The organism is Barnesiella viscericola DSM 18177, from assembly GCF_000512915.1.
GTDB lineage: Bacteria > Bacteroidota > Bacteroidia > Bacteroidales > Barnesiellaceae > Barnesiella > Barnesiella viscericola.
The window spans coordinates 799917-819627 of sequence record NZ_CP007034.1 but is presented as its reverse complement, the minus strand read 5'-3'; the positions used below and the strand labels follow the sequence as shown (position 1 = coordinate 819627).

Annotated in this window: 18 protein-coding genes and 4 tRNA genes; 19 read left to right on the top strand and 3 right to left on the bottom strand. The window is 53.3% G+C overall.

Annotated elements, in window-relative coordinates; translation table 11 throughout:
- Positions 1-38 precede the first annotated feature (38 nt).
- A complete protein-coding gene (locus BARVI_RS03280) occupies positions 39-863 on the bottom strand; it encodes an META domain-containing protein (protein ID WP_025277855.1) in 825 nt (274 codons plus the stop codon).
- A gap of 72 nt (positions 864-935) precedes the next feature.
- On the bottom strand, positions 936-2222 hold the full coding sequence (locus BARVI_RS03275) for an NAD(P)/FAD-dependent oxidoreductase (RefSeq protein WP_025277854.1): 1287 nt from the start codon (positions 2220-2222) through the stop codon (positions 936-938).
- 352 nt (positions 2223-2574) lie between these two features.
- Here BARVI_RS03275 and BARVI_RS03270 point away from each other — a divergent pair, with 352 nt between their 5' ends.
- The 15 genes from BARVI_RS03270 (at position 2575) to BARVI_RS03200 (ending at position 14470) form a co-directional block, all read left to right on the top strand.
- Entirely contained in the window at positions 2575-4659 is a 2085-nt protein-coding gene (locus tag BARVI_RS03270) for a tetratricopeptide repeat protein (RefSeq protein ID WP_038534254.1), read from the top strand.
- A 128-nt stretch (positions 4660-4787) separates the two neighbouring features.
- Entirely contained in the window at positions 4788-6728 is a 1941-nt protein-coding gene (thrS, locus tag BARVI_RS03265) for a threonine--tRNA ligase (RefSeq protein ID WP_025277852.1), read from the top strand.
- 56 nt (positions 6729-6784) lie between these two features.
- Positions 6785-7315 carry a translation initiation factor IF-3 gene (gene infC, locus BARVI_RS03260; RefSeq protein ID WP_051401072.1) on the top strand — a complete coding sequence of 177 codons (531 nt, stop codon included), beginning with the start codon at positions 6785-6787 and terminating at the stop codon, positions 7313-7315.
- Between the two features lie 51 nt (positions 7316-7366).
- Entirely contained in the window at positions 7367-7564 is a 198-nt protein-coding gene (rpmI, locus tag BARVI_RS03255; RefSeq protein ID WP_025277850.1) for a 50S ribosomal protein L35, read from the top strand.
- Positions 7565-7688: 124 nt separating this feature from the next.
- Positions 7689-8033 carry a 50S ribosomal protein L20 gene (gene rplT, locus BARVI_RS03250; protein WP_008860709.1) on the top strand — a complete coding sequence of 115 codons (345 nt, stop codon included), beginning with the start codon at positions 7689-7691 and terminating at the stop codon, positions 8031-8033.
- 396 nt (positions 8034-8429) lie between these two features.
- A complete protein-coding gene (locus BARVI_RS03245; RefSeq protein WP_025277849.1) occupies positions 8430-9725 on the top strand; it encodes a tetratricopeptide repeat protein in 1296 nt (431 codons plus the stop codon).
- A gap of 172 nt (positions 9726-9897) precedes the next feature.
- The gene (locus BARVI_RS03240; RefSeq protein WP_025277848.1) at positions 9898-10449 is read left to right on the top strand and encodes a DUF1599 domain-containing protein; all 552 of its coding nucleotides are present in this window, start codon (positions 9898-9900) and stop codon (positions 10447-10449) included.
- Complete coding sequence (locus BARVI_RS03235; protein ID WP_025277847.1) at positions 10430-11953, top strand: BT_3928 family protein; 1524 nt, start codon at positions 10430-10432, stop codon at positions 11951-11953. The genes BARVI_RS03240 and BARVI_RS03235 overlap by 20 nt, the downstream gene beginning before the upstream one ends.
- A 27-nt stretch (positions 11954-11980) precedes the next feature.
- Positions 11981-12736, top strand: coding sequence for a triose-phosphate isomerase (gene tpiA / locus BARVI_RS03230; RefSeq protein WP_025277846.1), 756 nt, complete (start codon positions 11981-11983; stop codon positions 12734-12736).
- Between the two features lie 83 nt (positions 12737-12819).
- Positions 12820-13329 carry an SPOR domain-containing protein gene (locus tag BARVI_RS03225; RefSeq protein ID WP_025277845.1) on the top strand — a complete coding sequence of 170 codons (510 nt, stop codon included), beginning with the start codon at positions 12820-12822 and terminating at the stop codon, positions 13327-13329.
- A 27-nt stretch (positions 13330-13356) separates the two neighbouring features.
- A complete protein-coding gene (gene folE / locus BARVI_RS03220) occupies positions 13357-13944 on the top strand; it encodes a GTP cyclohydrolase I FolE (protein ID WP_084547072.1) in 588 nt (195 codons plus the stop codon).
- Positions 13945-14054: 110 nt separating this feature from the next.
- Positions 14055-14127: transfer RNA gene (locus BARVI_RS03215), tRNA-Gly, on the top strand.
- Between the two features lie 47 nt (positions 14128-14174).
- Positions 14175-14250, top strand: a tRNA-Gly gene (locus BARVI_RS03210).
- 26 nt (positions 14251-14276) lie between these two features.
- Positions 14277-14361 (top strand) — tRNA-Leu (locus BARVI_RS03205).
- A gap of 25 nt (positions 14362-14386) precedes the next feature.
- A tRNA-Leu gene (locus BARVI_RS03200) sits at positions 14387-14470 on the top strand.
- 96 nt (positions 14471-14566) lie between these two features.
- Here BARVI_RS03200 and BARVI_RS03195 read toward each other — a convergent pair.
- Entirely contained in the window at positions 14567-15298 is a 732-nt protein-coding gene (locus tag BARVI_RS03195) for a hypothetical protein (RefSeq protein ID WP_025277843.1), read from the bottom strand.
- Positions 15299-15560: 262 nt separating this feature from the next.
- On the opposite strand from BARVI_RS03195, the gene dnaN reads away from it, so the two are divergent.
- Genes dnaN through porD form a run of 4 tightly spaced genes read left to right on the top strand, consistent with a single transcriptional unit; the run spans position 15561 to position 19708 of the window.
- Positions 15561-16688 (top strand): DNA polymerase III subunit beta, encoded by a 1128-nt coding sequence (gene dnaN, locus BARVI_RS03190; protein WP_025277842.1) that lies wholly within the window; start codon positions 15561-15563, stop codon positions 16686-16688.
- A 26-nt stretch (positions 16689-16714) separates the two neighbouring features.
- Entirely contained in the window at positions 16715-17515 is an 801-nt protein-coding gene (locus BARVI_RS03185) for a 3'-5' exonuclease (protein ID WP_025277841.1), read from the top strand.
- A gap of 33 nt (positions 17516-17548) precedes the next feature.
- Entirely contained in the window at positions 17549-18757 is a 1209-nt protein-coding gene (gene coaBC, locus BARVI_RS03180; RefSeq protein ID WP_025277840.1) for a bifunctional phosphopantothenoylcysteine decarboxylase/phosphopantothenate--cysteine ligase CoaBC, read from the top strand.
- 54 nt (positions 18758-18811) lie between these two features.
- A complete protein-coding gene (gene porD, locus BARVI_RS03175) occupies positions 18812-19708 on the top strand; it encodes a type IX secretion system protein PorD (protein WP_025277839.1) in 897 nt (298 codons plus the stop codon).
- Positions 19709-19711 lie beyond the last annotated feature (3 nt).

The window sequence follows — 19711 nt, the reverse complement described above, 5'->3', positions numbered from 1 at the left end:
TTTTCTGTGACAAAATCGTGTTAATTCGGTGACACCGCTCAAAGCCCCTTTTCCAGCGTAATAAGAGGGGTTTCGGGGGTCTGATAGAGTATGACATGCGTATCGTCCATTGGATAGAACCCGGTCACTTGGTCGAGTGCCGAGAGAAAGTTTTGCTCGGTATCCATTTCGGGACACATTTTGCGGGTAGCCGCCACCTGAGTAAACGTGATGCCATAGGGGGTGTCGTCCAGCGCGATGTGCCCGAACAAGCGGTTGCAACCGGCAAAACCCGATAGTTTGGCCTCGGGAATGTCGATAACCAAGACCGGCTGCTCGTCGGGAACCGGGGTACCGTTGATTGCGGTAACCTTCCAGGGCCCGTTCAAGAGATAGGTCATTCGCTTGACAAGGGTCATGACCGTCCTGCCCCGTCGGTTACAGAGCTTGATGCTCAGGTCGTGGTTGTCGGCCCGTTTGTAGGAACGGGTGTGGTTGAGGGCATTGAGCACGGCCCGGTCGGTAACCTCGGGGCGGCACACTTTTGAGGTGGAGATGAGCGACCCGAATTGCAGTTCGTTCTCGTCGCCGAGGGTGAAGGTACCGTTTATCACGTTGCACCCGTCGCTGCCATAGAGGCGGCCGTTGGTCAGGTCGAAAGTGAGTTCGACCGGTTCATCACCTACCACTTCGTGGCGTTCGGCACTCTTGACAATCCAGGTGCCGTCGAACTCTTCGCGGGATATGGCGGGCGCTTGGCGGACAGTGGCGGTAGCCTCGGCCTCGGGCTTGGGTGTGTCCACGCTTTTTTGAGCCGTTCTACACGAGGTCACCGATGCCAGCAGGAGTGTCGACAGGAGGAGAAAACTGTATTTTGTCATCATCTGTTTGGTTTAGTCGTTGGGTATAGGTATAGCGGTTTGGCTTGTTTTGTTTCTCGGGTTACGTATCTTGGTTTACTCCTCGTTCCGTTTGGGGAACCGGGTGGGGCGAATGAGCAGCCGCAAGGTGGCGTTGTAGGTAAAGTAGTACCAGCACCAGTTGAGCAGGGTGATGATTTTGTTTTTCATACCCAGTATGGAGATGAGGTGTATTCCCATCCAGGTGAACCAGGCGGGACGACCGTGCAGTTTCAGGTAGGGTAGGTCGGCCACGGCCTTGTTGCGGCCGATGGTGGCCATGCTCCCCTTGTCCTTGTAGCGGAAGGGGGTGTCGAAACTCCCTTTGTTGAGGTTCTTGGCCAGCAGTTCGCTCTGTTGGATAGCCACCTGTGCCACTTGCGGGTGCCCCTTGGGGTAGTCCTTCTCGGTGAGCAGGGCTATGTCGCCGATGGCAAAGATGTGGTCGCACCCCTTGACGCGGTTGTATTCGTCGGTGAAGATACGCCGTCCCCGTCCGATGGATTCTTCGGGTATCCCTTTCAGGGGTTCGCCGGTGATTCCGGCCGTCCAGATGAGGGTGTGGCATTTCAGCTGTTCGCCGTTGTCGAGGTTCACATAGGTGCCGTCGAACGATTTCATGGTGTGTCCCGTGATGACCTCGACTTCGAGCTCTTCGAGGTATTGCCGCGATTTGGCCGAGGCTTCGGGGCTCATATTCTGCAAGAGGCGGTCTGAACCTTCGACGATGACGACGCGCATGTCGCAAGGACTGATTTCGGGGTATTCCCGAGCCAGAATGTACTTCTTCATTTCACCCAAAGCACCCGCAATCTCTACACCGGTGGGACCTCCCCCCACGACGGTAAAGCAGAGCAGCGTGCGGCGCGATTCGGCATCGGCACAGGTGCAGGCGCGCTCCAGACAGAATAGTATTTCGTTCCGCAGCCTGATGGCTTCGGCCGTCGATTTCAGCGTATATACCCGTTCCCGCAGTTCGGGCATGTTGAAAAAGTTGTTGGTCGTTCCCGTGGCCAGAACCAGGTAATCGTAGTGGATTTTGCCCGTGTTGGTCACCAGTTCCTGTTTCTGGGTGTCGACCGACAAGGCCTCGCCCATGTGGAAGCGCACGTGGCGCAGTTTGCGCAACTCCTTCCGGAAGGGGAAACAGATGGCGGCCGGCTCGAGACCCGACGAGGCGATTTGATAGAACAGGGGAGGGAAGCCGTGGAAATTCTTCCGGTCGACCAGCGTCACGCTGTATTTCGTGTGGTCGATTCGTTTGGACAAGAGGAACCCGGCAAAGCCGCCTCCCACGATAACGATATGTTTCAACTCTTTTTCTTCGGTTTTGTTTGTGGTCATGTCAATGCAAATTTAGTCTGCAAAGATAGTGAAAGGCGAGAGTAGAGACAAACGGAAAACACAGTTTTCAAGTTTGGCTATACCAAGCCGTATCCTATTTTCGTGAAACAAAGATAGCAAAAGGCGAGAGTAGAGACAAACGGGAAACCCGGTTTTCAAGTTTGGCTATACCAGGCCGCATTCTGTCTTGCTCAAAGATCGAAAAGTTTTTCGGGCTTTTATATAAGACAGCCGATCGTAAAAAATGTTCAGGAAGCGGCTCTGAAAAGAAAAAACTTATAAAATTTTCACGGGTTTGCGATGGTTTCTTATTATTTGCTTACATTTGTCTGATAATCATGCCGTGCTTTTCATGAAACTTATACATAAGTCCTGTATCATATTGCTGTTGCTTTCGTTTACCTCTCTCTTGTCGGTGGCTCAAATCAACACCGACCGGGTGATGAACATCGGGCGTAACGCACTCTATTTTGAAGATTATATCCTGTCGATGCAATATTTCAACCAGGTCATCAAGGTGAAACCCTACATGGCCGAACCCTATTTCTATCGGGCCGTGGCCAAGCTGAGCCTCGACGATTTCAAGGGGGCCGAGGAGGATTGCAGCCTCTGTATCGAGCGCAACCCCTTTATCGTGAATGCCTATCAGGTGAGAGGTATTGCCCGGCAGACCCTCGGCGATTATCAAGGGGCCATCGACGATTACACGGCCGGTCTTCGCTATGCCCCCGAGGACCGTACCTTTTTAAATAACAAGGCCATAGCCGAGGTACAGTTGAAAAAATACGACGAGGCCGAGAAGAGTTTCGGAAAACTCATAGCTCTGCACCCCAACTACTACAATGGTTATATGAGCCGTTCGCAGTTTTATTTGGAGACGGGCGATACCATCAAGGCTTTGGCCGACATCGACAAGGCTATCTCGATTGACAAGTACATGTCAGGGGCCTATGCCCAGCGCGCCATTATCAAGGTCTTGCACGATGCCGACTACGACTCGGCGCTGGCCGATATGAACGAGGCCCTGCGGCTCGACCCCAAGGAGGTGTCGTACTATTTCAACCGGGCTCGTATCAAATACCACCAGGACGATCTGCAAGGGGCGATGGCCGACTATGACCACATCTTGCAACTCGACCCCGGCAACACGATGACCTATTACAACCGCGGTCTGCTGCGCATGCAGGTGGGTGAACGCAACAAGGCCATATCGGACTTCTCGGCGGTAATCAAGGCCGAGCCCGACAACTACTTCGCCATCTACAACCGGGCCTTGCTCTACGACATGATAGGCAGTTACAGCAAGGCGATTGCCGACTTCAACGTGGTGCTGGAACAGTATCCCGACTTTGCCGCCGGTTTCTTTGCCCGCTCCGAAGCCAAACGCAAGATGGGCGACATGAAGGGGGGCGAAAAGGATTTCATGCTGGCACTCGACTTGCAGAAGAAGACCAAGTACGATCCCATCGACGAGGCTACGGCTGCGGCCGGCACGACCGGCAAGGCGTCGGGGCAGGCGGCCGACGAGCGTTCCGAGTCGGACAAGAACATCAACAAGTTCAACCAGATACTTGTGGCCGACGCCCACACCGAGTATAAACCCGAGTATGAAAACAAAATCAGAGGCCGCGTGCAGGACCAGGACGTGCAGGTGTCGATACAGCCCATGTATGTGCTCACCTATTACGAGCGTCCCGATGCCGTGCGTCAGAATATCTACTACGTCAAGGAGCTGGAAGAGCTCAACGACACTCATGTATTCGCCAAGAAGCTGCTGCTGACCAACTCGGAGGCCGCCCTGCTCTCCGACCAGGTGAACTACCACTTTGCCTCGATTAACGACTACTCCCGGTTGATAGAGATCAACCCCTCCAATCCCTTGTCCTATTTCGGGCGGGCCATCGATTTCATGCTTGTGCAGGATTTTGCCAGCGCTCTCGACGACCTGAACAAGGCGGTGATGACCAGCAACAACTTCACGATGGCCTATTTCCTGCGGGCGGTGGTGCGGGCCAAGCAAATCGAGTATGAGTTGTCGACCGCCTCGTCGCAGGACCTCGACTTCCAGGCCAAGCGTAAAACCGACTCCAACGACTTTGCCGCGATGGGTATCGCTTCGTTGGGCGGCGAGAATCTGAAAATGGAGTATGAAATGGTGCTGCGTGACTATGAAAAGGTCATCGAAGATGCTCCCCGTTTTATCTATGCCTACTACAACCGGGGCAATCTGCGCTGTTCGCAACAGGACTACCGGGGCGCCATAGCCGACTATACCAAGGCAATCGAGTTGCGGCCCGATTTCGGCGATGCGTACTACAACCGCGGGCTCGTCTATCTGAAACAGGGGAACACCGCTGCGGGTACCGCCGACCTGAGTAAAGCCGGCGAGTTGGGCGTCGTGGCCGCCTATAATTTGCTGAAACGTCTGAGCGATTAAAAGATTTTTGTAATTATTCCTGTTCGTAATGAAATAATTATTACTTTTGTGCCTTGGAAAAAACGGCGCCACAGGCGTCGTGCTTCAATGTGTACAAGTCAAACTGAAAGATATAAAGGATAGAAACAATGATTAAGATTACATTTCCCGATAATTCGGTAAAGGAATTTGAGTCTGGCATTACCCCTTTGCAAATCGCCGAGAGCATCAGCCCCCGGTTGGCACAGGAAGTCCTCGCCGCCACCGTCAACGGTCAAGAGTGGGACCTCACCCGCCCTGTGAATGAAGATGCGGCTATCAAACTGTTCAAATGGGACGACCCCGAAGGCAAACACGCCTTTTGGCACTCTTCGGCACACTTGTTGGCCGAGGCCTTGCAGGAGCTCTATCCCGGTATCAAATTCGGTATTGGTCCGGCCGTTGAAAACGGATTCTACTACGATGTAGACCCGGGCGACGCTACCATTACCGCCGCCGATTTTCCCACCATTGAGGCCAAGATGCTCGAACTGGCCGGTCACAAAGACCCCATCGTGCGGAAAGAAATCTCGAAAGCCGATGCCCTCGACATGTTTGGCAAGCGGGGTGAAGAGTATAAGGTCGAACTTATCAGCGAACTCGAAGACGGAACCATCACTACCTATACACAAGGCGCATTTACCGACTTGTGCCGCGGCCCGCACCTGCCCAACACCGGGCTTATCAAGGCCGTGAAGATTACTTCGTTGGCCGGTGCCTACTGGCGTGGCGACGAGAAGCGCAAACAGTTGGTACGTGTCTACGGTATCTCCTTCCCCAAGAAGAAGATGCTCGACGAATACCTCGTGTTGCTCGAAGAGGCCAAGAAACGCGACCACCGCAAGATTGGCAAGGAGATGGAACTCTTTGCCTTCTCGCCCAACGTAGGTCCCGGTCTGCCGTTGTGGTTGCCCCGTGGTACCCGGTTGCGCGACCGTCTCGAAGCCATGCTGCGCAAGGTACAGAAACGTTTCGGCTACTTGCAGGTAATCACCCCTCATATCGGTAACAAGATGCTCTATGTGACATCGGGTCACTATGCCAAATACGGTAAGGATTCGTTCCAGCCGATTCACACCCCCGAAGAGGGCGAAGAGTATCTGCTCAAACCGATGAACTGCCCGCATCACTGCGAAATCTATAAAGTATCGCCCCGTTCGTACAAAGACCTGCCTTTGCGCTTTGCCGAGTTCGGTACGGTATACCGTTACGAGCAGAGCGGTGAGCTGCACGGTTTGACCCGTGTACGTTGCTTCACGCAGGACGATGCCCACATCTTCTGCCGTCCCGACCAGTTGAAAGAGGAGTTCCTCAAAGTGATGGATATTATTTTCATCATCTTCAAGGCTCTGAAATTCGATAACTTCGAGGCTCAAATCTCGCTTCGCGACCCCGTTCACCGCGAGAAATACATTGGTAGCGACGAAAACTGGGAGAAGGCCGAGCGTGCCATCGTCGAGGCTTGCGAGGAGAAAGGCTTGAAAGCCCGTGTAGAATATGGCGAAGCCGCCTTCTACGGTCCCAAACTCGACTTCATGGTCAAAGATGCCCTGGGCCGTCGTTGGCAGTTGGGTACGATTCAGGTAGACTACAACCTGCCCGAGCGTTTCGAACTCGAATACACGGGTAGCGACAACCAGAAACACCGTCCTGTCATGATTCACCGCGCACCGTTCGGTTCGATGGAGCGTTTCGTGGCCGTGCTCATCGAGCACACCGGTGGCAAGTTCCCCTTGTGGCTCACCCCCGACCAGGTAGCAGTCCTGCCCATCAGCGCCAAGTTCAACGACTATGCACAACAGGTAGCCAGCCAATTGGCCGAGAAAGATATTCGTGCCATTGTCGACGACCGCAACGAAAAGATAGGCCGCAAGATTCGCGACAACGAGATGAAGCGGATTCCTTATTTGCTGATTGTCGGTGAAAAAGAGGCCGAAAATGGTGAAGTTTCTGTAAGAAAACAGGGCGAAGGTGATAAAGGTTCGATGAAAATTGCTACCTTTGCCGCAAATTTAAATGCAGAAGTAGAAGAATTACTCAAAGAATGGTAATCTGAATGGAGAAAAAACCGCAACCACAACCGCAGCCCGGTAGACCTAACCGGTCTATGCCTGCAAAAAAGAATGACATCAAAGATCAATATCGTGTCAACGAACGTATCCGCTCCAAAGAGGTGCGTTTGGTCGGCGATAATGTAGAGCAGGGTGTATATACCATACAGGAAGCGATGCACATGGCCGACGAGCAAGGTCTCGATTTGATCGAGATTTCACCCAATGCAGTGCCGCCGGTATGCAAGATTCTGGATTATCAGAAATTCCTCTATCAGCAAAAGAAACGGCAGAAGGAGCAGAAGGCCAAGTCGACCAAGATTGTGGTCAAGGAGATTCGTTTCGGGCCGCAAACCGACGATCACGACTACAACTTCAAGTTGAAGCACGCCATCGGGTTCCTCAACGAAGGGGCCAAGGTGAAGGCCTACGTCTTCTTCAAGGGCCGTTCGATTCTGTTCAAGGAGCAGGGCGAAGTGCTGTTGTTGCGATTTGCCAACGACTTGGAGGACTACGGTAAGGTCGAGATGATGCCTGTGCTTGAAGGTAAGCGCATGATTATCATGATCAGCCCCAAGAAAAAATAAGAAGAGATAGCACAAACTATTCATTCAATTATAAAATTAAAATTTAGTAAAATGCCAAAGATTAAAACTAATTCCGGTGCCAAAAAGAGGTTCGCCCTTACCGGAACAGGAAAAATCAAGAGAAAACATGCTTACAAAAGCCACATTCTGACGAAGAAGACCAAGAAGCAAAAAAGAAACCTCACCCACATGACCACGCTGAAAACGGTCGATGTGAACAATGTGAAAGCATTGCTGGGTATGAAATAAGACCTGTCGGGGTTTTGAGTTTTCTCACAAACACAAAAGAGTAGTTTCAAAATTTATTAACCGAATGTTTTTAGCTTGAAGTTTACCTTGAACGGTAGCGCTAACATTCAAAACAAGAAAAACTATGCCAAGATCAGTAAATCACGTTGCTTCAAGAGCAAAAAGAAAAAAAATTCTTAAACTTACCCGCGGTTATTATGGTTCGCGCAAAAACGTATGGACCGTTGCCAAGAACACTTGGGAAAAAGGTTTGACCTATGCCTACCGTGACCGCAAAAACAATAAGCGCAATTTCCGTGCATTGTGGATTCAACGTATCAATGCAGCCGCTCGCCTCGAAGGCATGTCCTATTCGAAACTGATGGGCGCCCTTCACAAAGCCGGCATCGAAATCAACCGCAAGGTTCTGGCCGACCTGGCTATGAACAACCCCGAAGCTTTCAAGGCTATCGTCGAGAAAGTAAAATAAGAAAGACAAACCATCTTCTTATGATAGAGTTAGGGATTCCTCATGGAGAAATCCCTAATTTTTTTTACCGAAATATTTTGTATTCTCAAAGGAAATGTATAGCTTTGTATCAAAGAGAAAGAGAAAGCCCGGTCGTATCAGAGTAGATTGGGAAACTCATCAAAAATTATGAAATACCGAGACACGCTTTCCGTTCCAATGGCGGGCCACAACCTTTCGAGGTATGCTTTGCACGGTGGATTACAAAGGAGCGGAGGCCCTCAAATCCTGTCTTTCGGAGTTTCATCGCATCCTTTGATACGACCCCTTATATAGCCCGGTTCTTGGAGAAGATGCCGGGCTTTCCTTTTTAAAGCATGCGTTTTATTATTTTAGAATAGTTGAAAAAAAGGGATTATGAAACATGTGTTTTTGTGCTTCGTGCTGTTGTTTCTCGGCAGCACGACAGCTGTGTGGGGCGAGACGCTGAGCGAATTGCAGCAGCGCGCCGAAAGTGGGGACTCCGATGCTCAGTATGATTTGGCCATGCGATACTGGGAAGGTAAAGAAGGGGCACCGAAAGATGACAGCAAGGCTTTTTATTGGGCCAAGAAAGCGGCCGAGCAAGGCAATGCCTATGCCCAGTCGTGGGTAGGCTACTTCTATGAAAATGCTTACGGCACCGCACGAGATTTCGGCGAGGCGGCGTACTGGTATCGTCGCAGCGCCGACCAGGGCAACCGCTTCTCGCAGAACAACCTGGGCGAGTGCTACTACTACGGACGGGGTGTCGAGCGGAGTTACGAAAAGGCGGTTTTGTGGTACAAGAAGGCTGCCGACCAGGAGTTCCCTTCGGCCTGCTATAACCTGGGCTGGTGTTACGAAAATGGGGAGGGGGTTGCCTCCAACCGGTCGCTGGCCATCAGTTACTATCGCAAGGCGGCTGCGAGCGGCAATGAGGATGCCCGCCAGCGGCTGTCCAAGCTGGGCCTGTCGGCCGACGGCAGTTCCACAACGTCGGCCTCGACGGCATCCACTTCTTCGTCATCGTCGGGCTCGCATGTCGACCCCTCGACGTTGGCCAATGCCCAGTCGGGAATCGATGTGTCGCAGTATGTGCTGGGGCAGCAGTATTTTGACGATGGGAACTACGAGCAAGCCGTGTACTGGTGGCGTCAAGCCGCAAAACAGGGATATGGCAAAGCCTCGCTGAAATTGGGCGATTGCTATCATGATGGGGTAGGCGTCGACCGCAACGTCACGACGGCGGCTCATTGGTATACCGAGGCGGCTGAACAGGGAGAGCGAGAGGCCTGCTTCAAACTGGGAACCTGTTACGAGACAGGGGGGGGAGTAATCAAGGATTACCAGATAGCCGTCAAGTATTACGACAAAGGCGGGTATCTCACGGCTTCGGCTCTCTGCTCCCGCAAGTGGTTGCAACAATATCGCTCGGGCTTTGACTATGCCGCCGCCACCGCTGGCGAGCTGCGATCGCGGGCCAACAATGGCGACGCGCTGGCGCAGTGTCATTTGGGGTTGCTTCTCTATGCCGACGAGAAAACCACCGAAGCCAAAGAGTGGTTCAAGAAATGTGCCGCCAATACCCGGGCAAACAATTTGTCCAAGACGATTGCCAAAAAATATGTAGACCAGATCGAGGAAGCCGATGAGGAGGCTGCAGAGATGTTCGAGCTCTTCTTCGGATTTTGACCGGGCGGGCACTTGCAGCCTGGCCAAATATCCATAGCGATTTGGCTGTAATTTTTGGGAATAAAATTGTACCTTTGCAGCAGAAACCCGGGTCCGGGGTTGGGCGCGAAGGCCGTGTGTGCATGCCGCTGCCCGCAGGCCTGGTGAGAATCGTTGGAAAAATTGATTAGTCATGGCAGATACTGTAGCACAATTTGAGCATGTAATATCCATTTGTCGGGACCTCTTCGCCAAGAAGCTGAAGGACTATGGGGCTTCGTGGCGCATCTTGCGTCCGCAGTCGCTTACCGATCAGATATTTATCAAGGCAAAGCGTATCAGAAGCATCGAGACGAAGGGCGAAAGCAAAATCGACGAGGGTATTCGTTCCGAATTTATCGGTATCGTCAACTACGGTATCATCGGCCTTATCCAACTGCACTTCGGCTATGCCGATAGCGAGGACATCAGCAACGACGAGGCCTTGGCGCTTTACGACAAATACATGACCGAGACCAAGACCCTCATGTATGCCAAGAACCACGACTACGACGAGGCTTGGCGCAGCATGCGCATCAGCTCGTATACCGATTTGATTCTGACCAAGGTGTGCCGTACCAAGCAAATCGAGGACAATGGCGGCAAGACGCTGGTCTCGGAGGGTGTCGATGCCAACTACATGGACATGATTAACTATTCGTTGTTTGGTCTCATCAAGATAGAGTATGGAGAGCAAGACGATTAACGAGAAACGCAAGGCCCTTTTGATGAAGTGGCTGGTTTTTCTGTTCCGCCTGGTCGTAGGGGGGACATTCGTCTTTTCGGGGTTTGTCAAGGCTCTCGATCCCTATGGCACGGCCTATAAGTTTGAAGACTATTTTGCCGCATTTCACCTCGAGTTCCTCTCGTCGTTCACCCTGCTTTTCTCGGTAGCCCTCTCGGTAGTCGAGTTCCTGCTGGGCGTGCATCTGCTGTTCGGGTCGTATCGCAAGTCCACACCTCGGCTTGTCTTCCTCTTCCTTTGTGTGATGACCCCCCTCACGCTCTATCTGGCCATAGCCAATCCCATATCCGATTGCGGCTGTTTCGGCGACGCCGTCCATTTGAGCAACTGGGCCACCTTCTTCAAAAATGTGGTGCTGTTGGGCCTCACGGTCTTCCTGCTCTATACCAGTAAGCGGTTGCGGGGGCTGTACAACAAGGAGGTACAGTGGCTCACGGGGCTCTATTCGCTGGTTTTTGTACTCTTCTTCTGTTACATAGGCATCAATTACCAGCCCTATCTCGATTTCCGGCCCTATAAAATCGGGGTGAATATACCCGAAGCTCTTACCTCCGGTGAACCCCAGCGCGAGTTTGTCTTCATCTACGAGAAGGACGGTAAGCAACAAGAGTTTACCTTGGACAACCTGCCGCCGGAAGAGGAAGGGTGGAGCTTTGTCGATCGTTATGAGAAGGAGACGGAAGCCCCGCAGACCCAGGCCCCCGCTATCGACGAGTTTACCATCTATCGCGGGGCCGTCGATGTGACCGACGAGATTATCAACGACGAGAGTTATTGCATTCTGTTGCTCTCGCCCGACCTCTCGAAAGCCGACGACAGCGAGGTTGACCGGATAAACGAACTCTATGACTATTGTGTAGAGTGGGGATACAAGTTCGTCTGTGTGACCTCCTCCTCGCCGAGAGAGGCCGAGGTTTGGCTCGAAAATACAGGTGCCGAGTATCCGCTCTGCTTTATGGACAAGACCACCATACGGACCATCGCGAGGGGTAATCCCTGTGTATTGTTGTTGAAAGGAGGTACGATTCTGCGCAAGACGGCCCCTTCGCAACTGCCCGACGAGACGCAACTCACCTGGCCGCTCGACCAGCTCGATTACGGGCGTCCCGAGTTGTACCGGCCTCAGCGGCGCATCGGCTTTATCTTCGTGGCCTATCTCTTTCCCATGCTTGTGCTGCTGTTGACCGAGAAGATGGTAGCGATGATTATCGGGCGTATCAAATTGTGGCGGCTCAACCGTATCCGTCGTCGCCGGGCCGAGCGCGATGCGCTTGCGGCGGTCGGGGAGAGCGGGGGTGACGATGCCTCTCAGGACCCCGAATCGACCGGAGAGGCCGGGGATTCCCGTCCGGAAGAGGCGCAGCCGGGTGCCGCATTGGAGCCGGAACCCGAGGCGCCGGAGCCTCCTGCCGACGACCGTGCCGAGTCCCAAGAGAAACCAGAAGAAAGAGAAATAATCAAATAATTTTTTAACCCATAAAAAAGATTTGTTATGAGAAAAAACATTGTTGCAGGAAACTGGAAAATGAACACTACCGTCCAAGAGGGCGTAGCTTTGGCCAAAGAAATTGATGCTGCTTTGGCTGGTGTAACTACCAAATGCGATGTCATCATCGCCACTCCGTTTACTCACCTGGTATCGGTTGTAAACGCCATCGATACCAAACGCATCGGGGTAGGTGCCGAGAACTGCGCCGACAAGACCGAAGGTGCCTTCACGGGTGAAGTTTCGGCCAAGATGGTCGCTTCGACAGGTGCTCAATATGTAATCCTGGGTCACTCGGAGCGTCGTGCCTACTATCACGAGACTCCCGAAATCTTGAAAGAGAAAGTCCTCCTGGCTCTTGCCAACGGTCTGACTCCTATCTTCTGCATCGGCGAGGTTCTCGAAGAGCGCGAAGCCGGCAAACACTTCGAGGTGGTAAAGGCTCAGGTAGAAGAGTCGCTGTTCAACCTCTCGGCCGAAGATTTCGGTAAAATCATTCTGGCCTACGAACCCGTTTGGGCTATCGGTACCGGAAAAACCGCTACGGCCGACCAAGCCGAAGAGATTCACGCCTTTATCCGCAAAACCATTGCCGACAAGTATGGCAAGGAAGTTGCCGAGAACACCTCGATTCTCTACGGCGGTAGCTGCAAACCCAGCAACGCTCCCGAGCTCTTCGCCAAACCCGATGTAGACGGTGGTCTTATCGGTGGTGCTGCCCTGAAAGCCGACTCGTTCATGGGCATTATTACCGCATTCTGATAAAATAGATTTTCACAGAGGCTGCAAAAGTGGGAATAAATTCTTATTTTTGCAGCCTCATTGTTTTTGAAAAGATGTAGATTATGACGCGCAATTCTCTTCTTTTTATCGTAGCCCTGGTTTGGGCAGGGACGACAGTCGGTCGGGTACAGGCGCAGGTTGCCGTTTCCGATACGTCGATTGTCCAGTATCTCGAACGGCCCGAGACGGGCGGCAAAGTGAAAGTGGTGCAGCCTGCCGAGCTGGCCAAGCGGGTCAGTCGGGCCGAAGGCGTAATCAAGTACGACGGCAACAAAGGCTATGCCCAGTCGTCGGGATTCCGCATACAGGTATTCTCCGACAACAACTATCGCACGGCCAAGAACAACGCCCTCTATAAAGAGGGGCTTATCAAGCAGGCTTTCCCCGAGATGGAGACCTATGTCACCTTCACCTCGCCGTTCTGGCGCCTGAGGGTAGGCGATTTCCGCTCCTACGAAGAGGCCGGCAATGCCTTGCGGGAACTGAAAAGAGAGTTCCCCCAGATGGCCCGGGAGATGCGCGTCGTGCGTGACAAGATACACATACAGATACATCAGGGATTTACCGAATAATTTGAACGCATGGAGGAACAGGTTGTCATGAGCCCGGAAGAACAACAACGGGTTTGCAAGGAGCTGGCCGAACACTATCGGGCCATTATCTCTTTATTGGGCGACGACCCCAATCGTGAGGGTCTACTTAAAACTCCCGAGCGGGCGGCCAAGGCGATGATGAAACTCACCAAGGGCTATCGGCAGTCGGCAAGCGATGTCATTTCGTCGGCGATATTCGAGCACACCGGTTCGCGCATCGTCATCGTGCGCGATATTGAATTCTATTCGTTTTGCGAGCACCATCTGTTGCCTTTCTTCGGGAAGGTGCATGTGGGGTATATCCCCTCCAAAGGCATTGTCGGGCTCAGCAAGGTAGCCCGTGTGGTCGACGTCTTTGCCCGTCGGTTTCAGGTGCAGGAACGTCTCACGGCGCAGATATGTCACAGTCTGGCCGAGGCTCTGTCGACCGAGGGGGTCATTGTCATGGTCGAGGCCCGTCACCTGTGCATGCAGATGCGGGGGGTCGAAAAGCAGGGAGCCGTTACCGTGACCTATGATTGTACCGGTAAATTTGAGCAGGAAGAGTGGCGCCGTGAATTTTATTCGCTCATCGGCAAAAATTCTTGCGAATAATAATGTGCTATTTATCAAACGATAATCAATTTTTTGAAAAATGTTTGGTGAAAAAAACGGCGAAGCGCTTGCATAAACCGAAAAGTCCGTTTATCTTTGCACTCGCAATTGCGAAAATAGCTCAGTTGGTAGAGCACAACCTTGCCAAGGTTGGGGTCGCGGGTTCGAGTCCCGTTTTTCGCTCAGACATCGGAAAGTGTTCCGATAAGAAAAGGTTGAAATCTTGAAATGCGAAAATAGCTCAGTTGGTAGAGCACAACCTTGCCAAGGTTGGGGTCGCGGGTTCGAGTCCCGTTTTTCGCTCCATCGGTATCTCTATCGATGACAATTATGCCCAGGTGGCGGAATTGGTAGACGCGCACGTTTCAGGTGCGTGTGTCGAGAGGCATGCAGGTTCGAGTCCTGTTCTGGGCACCAAGAGAAAAACGAAGAGATGCCGTATGTCCGGGTGGTGGAATTGGTAGACACGCTACTTTGAGGGGGTAGTGGGCGTTGGCTCGTGTGAGTTCGAATCTCATCTCGGACACGAAAAAAGGGGTCGGTAGCCGTCAAGGTTGCCGACCCTTTTGTTTTTTACCCCCGATGCTTGGCTGCTTTTGAAACCTGTGGAGCTGGTGAATCCTTACGGCCGAAGGGTAGCCGAATCGGCGGGGGCGGCCTGTGTAGAAACTGCTCTGAGACTCATGCCCTGCCAGCGGCCCGAGCTGCGGTAGCCCAGGTCGTTGACTTGTTGCAACAGTCGGGCGGGAGCTTGGGAGTCGAGCGAGTGGAGGGTTTTGGTAAACTGTTCCCGCCGGCTAAGTACGTCGACCGTTTGCAGGGCTTCGCGGAACAGGGCCGACTCGAACGAGAAGGCTATCACGCCCGGAGCCATGAAAGTGTGCAGGAAATTCCCGTTGTGCAGGGCGTAGTGTCGCACGGTCATGCGGCCGACGCGTTCGCTTACCGGGCGGTAGTTGTTGGAGAGCAGGTGGGGCAGTTGTCGGACCAGCTGTTTTTGTTCTGCTTTCGAAGTGCGGTACCACAGGGCTGGTTCACCGGTTGTAGTGAATGAGAAGACAAGGGTGTCGACACGAGTCAGCCCGGCGGCCGAACGGACCTCCTCCCAAAGACCTGCCAGCATGCGGGCTTGCTGCCCGTAGGGTAGGCCGACTGTCGAGTCGTAGGGGAATGTTGGGGTAGTCACGAGAATCGTGTGTATTTCGCCCGCCGGGATATAGTCGTAGGGAGCCGCATTTTGATAAGCCTGGTTGAGCAGGTAGTTTTGTCGCAGGATATAGCCCCCTGCGAAGATGATGCACAAGGCAATACAAAGGTAGCTGATATGTCTGGGATTCACCCTTTTGGCCTCCATGTTTTACAAATGTAGCAAAAGAAGAACGTAAATACAAGAGGCGATGGCATTTAAATGAGTTGCGTTTGTCGGACGATGTTGATAACTTATTCATATATTCTTGCGAATTAGGCGGTCGGGCCAAAAATTTTCACTACATTTGTTCGTTAAAGAGATAGGGGGCAGGCCGTGGTGGCGATTGCCCGGAATCTCGGCCCTGCGGGCGTTCCCCGCCTGTGGAAAGAGATGAGTTAAGAAACAAAATAAACAAAAAGACATATCTATGAAATTTATTGTATCCAGCACTTTGTTGCTATCCCATTTGCAGACTATCAGCCGGGTTATCAACTCGAAAAACTCAATGGCTATTCTCGACAATTTCCTGTTCCGCCTCGAAGGTACGCGCCTCTCGATGACAGCATCGGACCAGGAGACCACCATGACTACGGCCATCGACGTGATGGAAGCGCATGGCGAAGGGGTTTTTGCCGTGAATGCCAAAATATTGCTCGAACCGCTCAAAGAGTTGCCCGACCAACCGTTGACTTTCGAAATCGATGACAACAATCTCGAAATCTTCCTTCATTTCCAGAACGGACGTTACAACTTCATCGGGGTGAATGGCGACGAGTATCCCACCAAGATGCCTATGGATCCCTCGGCTGTCAACCTTTCGCTCGATGCCCAGCAGCTGCTCAACGGCATCGGCTGCACGCTGTTTGCTACGGCCGAAGACGAGTTGCGTCCCGTCATGAACGGTATCTATCTCGACATTTTCGAGGATAGCATCTCGTTTGTGGCTTCCGATACGCATAAGCTGGTACGCTTCAAGAACCAGGCGGTGGCTCCCGGGGTGCGTGCCTCGTTCATCTTGCCCAAGAAGCCGGCCAATCTGTTGAAGTCGATTCTTCCCAAGGAGAATGGCAACGTAGAGCTCTCGTTCGACTCGAAGAACGCCTGCTTCAAGCTCTCCGACTTCGTGCTCAACTGCCGACTCATCGAGGGGCACTATCCCAACTACAATTCGGTAATCCCCACCAACAATACCAATCGCCTGATTATCGACCGCGCGTTGTTTGTGAACGTGCTGCGTCGGGTATCGGTCTTTGCCGATGCTGCCCTGGGGTTGGCCAAGCTGCAACTGAAAAACGGAGAGCTGCTCGTCTCGACCGAAAACAAGGACTACTCCATCTCGGCCGAGGAGAAGGTGGTTTGCAACTACACGGGCGACGACCTCACGATAGGTTTCAAGGCTTCGTTCCTCATTGAGATACTTAACAACATACCCTCTACCGAGGTGGTTGTCGAGCTCTCCGATCCCACGCGTGCCGGTATCATCGTGCCGTTGGAAAACAAGGAGAATGAAGACCTGCTCATGCTGTTGATGCCTATGATGCTCAGCGATTTTTAATCATTCAATCCATTGAATAACCAATCATGCAGCTGAATTTGAAGAACCCACTCGTTTTCTTCGATTTGGAGACGACGGGTACCAATATCACCACCGACCGGATTATCGAACTGGCCTATGTCAAGGTCTTCCCCAACGGCGAGGTGGAGGAGAAAGATATCTTTGTCAATCCCGGTATGCCCATACCCCCCGCATCGACGGCCGTGCACCACATTACCGACGAGATGGTGGCCGACAAGCCCCTCTTCAAGGACGTGGCCCGCAACATCGCCAAGGTGTTCGAGGGGTGCGATATTGCCGGATTCAATTCCAACCGTTTCGATGTGCCGTTCCTCATCGAGGAGTTGTTGCGCGCCGGGGTCAATCTCGACATCTCGAAGCGCAAGTTTGTCGACGTGCAGACCATCTACCACATCATGGAGCCCCGTACCCTCAAAGCCGCCTACAAGTTCTATTGCGGCGCGCCGCTGGTCGATGCCCACTCGGCTCTGGCCGATACCCGGGCTACCTACGAGGTATTCAAGGCCCAACTCGACCGCTATACCGAGGCTGCCAAAGATGAGTATGAAGGGAAATACCTCACCAACGACATCGACTCGTGGGTGTCGTTCTCGACCCAGAACCGCAACGTCGATTTTGCCGGGCGCATCATTCTCAACGAACACGATGTGCCGGTGTTCAACTTCGGCAAATACAAGGGGCGTTCGGTCGAGGAGATATTCCAGCTCGAACCCAGCTATTACAGCTGGATGATGCAGGGCGACTTCCCGCTGAATACCAAGAATGTCATAACCGAGATATACACCCGCGCACGCCGCCGCTTCTGACGGGAGGCCGTGCGACAAGAAAGGTTCAAGCACATGTTGAAAGGCAAACATATCATATTGGGTATTACGGGCAGCATTGCTGCCTACAAAGCCGCCTATCTGCTGCGGTTGCTCATCAAGCAGGGCGCCGAAGTGCAGGTGGTGATGACCCCTGCGGGCAAAGAGTTCATAACCCCCGTTACCCTCTCGTCGCTGAGCGGGAAGCCCGTGGTGAGCGAGTTTTTCACGGCCAATACCGGCGAGTGGCACAGCCACGTCGACCTGGGGTTGTGGGCCGATGCCATGATTATTGCTCCCGCCACGGCCTCGACTATCGGCAAGATGGCCCACGGCATAGCCGACAACATGCTCGTGACCACCTACCTGTCGTGCAAGGCGCCGGTCTTTGTGGCTCCGGCCATGGACCTCGACATGTATGCCCACCCGTCGACCCGGCACAACCTCGATTTGTTGCGCTCCTACGGCAATCACATTATCGAGCCGGCAACCGGCGAGCTGGCCAGCCATCTCACCGGGAAGGGGCGCATGGAAGAGCCCGAGAATATCGTGGCCGTGCTCGACCGATTTTTTGAGCGGAAGCAGTCGTTGGCCGGGAAAACGGTGCTCGTGACGGCGGGTCCCACGTATGAGAAGATAGACCCGGTGCGATTCATCGGTAACTACTCGTCGGGCAAGATGGGGTTTGCGCTGGCCGAGGCTTGTGCCGAAGCCGGTGCCGAGGTGGTGTTGGTGGCCGGGCCGGTGGCCTTGAAGACGGGCCACCCCTCGATTCGCCGCATCGATGTCGAGTCGGCAGCCGAGATGTATCGGGCAGCCGTCGAGGCTTATGACCATGCCGATGCCGCCATCATGTGTGCTGCCGTGGCCGACTATGCCCCCGAGACGGTGAGTGACGTGAAGCTTAAACGGAGCGGCGAGGAGCGTGTGTTGCGCCTCAAACCCAACCCCGATATTGCTGCCGAACTGGGGCACCGCAAGCGTGCCGGGCAATACTTGGTGGGCTTTGCCCTCGAAACCAACGACGAGGAGAGCAATGCCCGCTCGAAGATGGCGAAGAAAAACCTCGACTTTATCGTGCTCAACTCGTTGCGCGATGCCGGTGCCGGATTCCGTTGCGACACCAACAAGGTGACCGTTATCGGCCGGGAGGGCAAGCCGGTCGAGATTCCCTGCAAACTCAAAACCGAGGTGGCCGTCGATATTGTCGACCTGCTGGCCCGGTGCATGAACGAAGGGCGATGACTCAGGACGAGGCGAGAACCATTCGGGCAAGAAACTATTCAAAGAAGAGATGATATGAAACGAAATGTCTTGTATGTGCTGCTCCTCCTTTTCCCCTGCCTGGCTGCTGCTCAGGAGCTGAATTGTCGTGTCGAGGTGAACAGCGACCAGATACAGGGCACCAACAAGGAGGTATTCACCACCCTCAAAGAGGCCATTACCGAGTATATCAACGACCGCAAGTGGTCTACGGCACAGATTTCGCCCGTCGAGCGGATAGACTGCTCGATGCTCTTCACCGTGAAGGAGTATGCCGACAACCGTTTCGTGTGCGAGTTGCAGGTGCAGTCGCGCCGCCCGGTCTACAACAGCTCCTACACTACCACGCTCATCAACTTCAAGGACACGCAGGTCGAATTTAACTATCAGGAGTACGAGCCGCTGGTCTTCTCCGAAACCAACATCGAGAGCAACCTCACGGCCATCATCAACTTCTATGTCTATATGATACTCGGGGTCGACTTCGACAGCTTCTCGCCCATGGGCGGGACCCCCTTCTACGAGTTGGCTCGTCAGGTGGTCAACCTGGGGCAATCGTCGATGGAGGCCGGCTGGAAAGCCTTCGAGGACAACCGCAACCGTCACGCCCTGCTGTCTGCCTTTGTCGAACAGAGCACCGCGGGTTTCCGCCAGCTGTGGTACGACTATCACCGCGGCGGTCTCGACGAGATGGCTCTGAGTGTCGACAAGGGGCGGGCCAAGATTACCGAGGCGCTGCAACAACTGCAAAAAGTCTACGAGGCCTCACCCATGTCGGTGGTAATCACCCTGTTCCGGGACGCCAAACTCGACGAACTGGTGAATGTCTATTCCAAGGCCCCGACTTCCGAGAAAGAGACGGTCTATGATATATTGAGCGGCATGTATCCCACCGACAGAAGCATTATTGACAAGATTAAACAGACCGAATAAGGA

Excerpts from the sequence above, each read along its gene's own strand:
- BARVI_RS03280 (WP_025277855.1), bottom strand. The coding sequence starts at position 863 with ATGATGACAAAATACAGTTTTCTCCTCCTGTCGACACTCCTGCTGGCA.
- tpiA (WP_025277846.1), top strand. The coding sequence starts at position 11,981 with ATGAGAAAAAACATTGTTGCAGGAAACTGGAAAATGAACACTACCGTC.
- BARVI_RS03270 (WP_038534254.1), top strand. The coding sequence starts at position 2,575 with ATGAAACTTATACATAAGTCCTGTATCATATTGCTGTTGCTTTCGTTT.
- BARVI_RS03225 (WP_025277845.1), top strand. The coding sequence starts at position 12,820 with ATGACGCGCAATTCTCTTCTTTTTATCGTAGCCCTGGTTTGGGCAGGG.
- BARVI_RS03240 (WP_025277848.1), top strand. The coding sequence starts at position 9,898 with ATGGCAGATACTGTAGCACAATTTGAGCATGTAATATCCATTTGTCGG.
- dnaN (WP_025277842.1), top strand. The coding sequence starts at position 15,561 with ATGAAATTTATTGTATCCAGCACTTTGTTGCTATCCCATTTGCAGACT.
- BARVI_RS03245 (WP_025277849.1), top strand. The coding sequence starts at position 8,430 with ATGAAACATGTGTTTTTGTGCTTCGTGCTGTTGTTTCTCGGCAGCACG.
- porD (WP_025277839.1), top strand. The coding sequence starts at position 18,812 with ATGAAACGAAATGTCTTGTATGTGCTGCTCCTCCTTTTCCCCTGCCTG.
- BARVI_RS03275 (WP_025277854.1), bottom strand. The coding sequence starts at position 2,222 with ATGACCACAAACAAAACCGAAGAAAAAGAGTTGAAACATATCGTTATC.
- BARVI_RS03235 (WP_025277847.1), top strand. The coding sequence starts at position 10,430 with ATGGAGAGCAAGACGATTAACGAGAAACGCAAGGCCCTTTTGATGAAG.
- rplT (WP_008860709.1), top strand. The coding sequence starts at position 7,689 with ATGCCAAGATCAGTAAATCACGTTGCTTCAAGAGCAAAAAGAAAAAAA.
- coaBC (WP_025277840.1), top strand. The coding sequence starts at position 17,549 with ATGTTGAAAGGCAAACATATCATATTGGGTATTACGGGCAGCATTGCT.
- infC (WP_051401072.1), top strand. The coding sequence starts at position 6,785 with ATGCCTGCAAAAAAGAATGACATCAAAGATCAATATCGTGTCAACGAA.
- rpmI (WP_025277850.1), top strand. The coding sequence starts at position 7,367 with ATGCCAAAGATTAAAACTAATTCCGGTGCCAAAAAGAGGTTCGCCCTT.
- BARVI_RS03195 (WP_025277843.1), bottom strand. The coding sequence starts at position 15,298 with ATGGAGGCCAAAAGGGTGAATCCCAGACATATCAGCTACCTTTGTATT.
- folE (WP_084547072.1), top strand. The coding sequence starts at position 13,357 with ATGAGCCCGGAAGAACAACAACGGGTTTGCAAGGAGCTGGCCGAACAC.
- BARVI_RS03185 (WP_025277841.1), top strand. The coding sequence starts at position 16,715 with ATGCAGCTGAATTTGAAGAACCCACTCGTTTTCTTCGATTTGGAGACG.
- thrS (WP_025277852.1), top strand. The coding sequence starts at position 4,788 with ATGATTAAGATTACATTTCCCGATAATTCGGTAAAGGAATTTGAGTCT.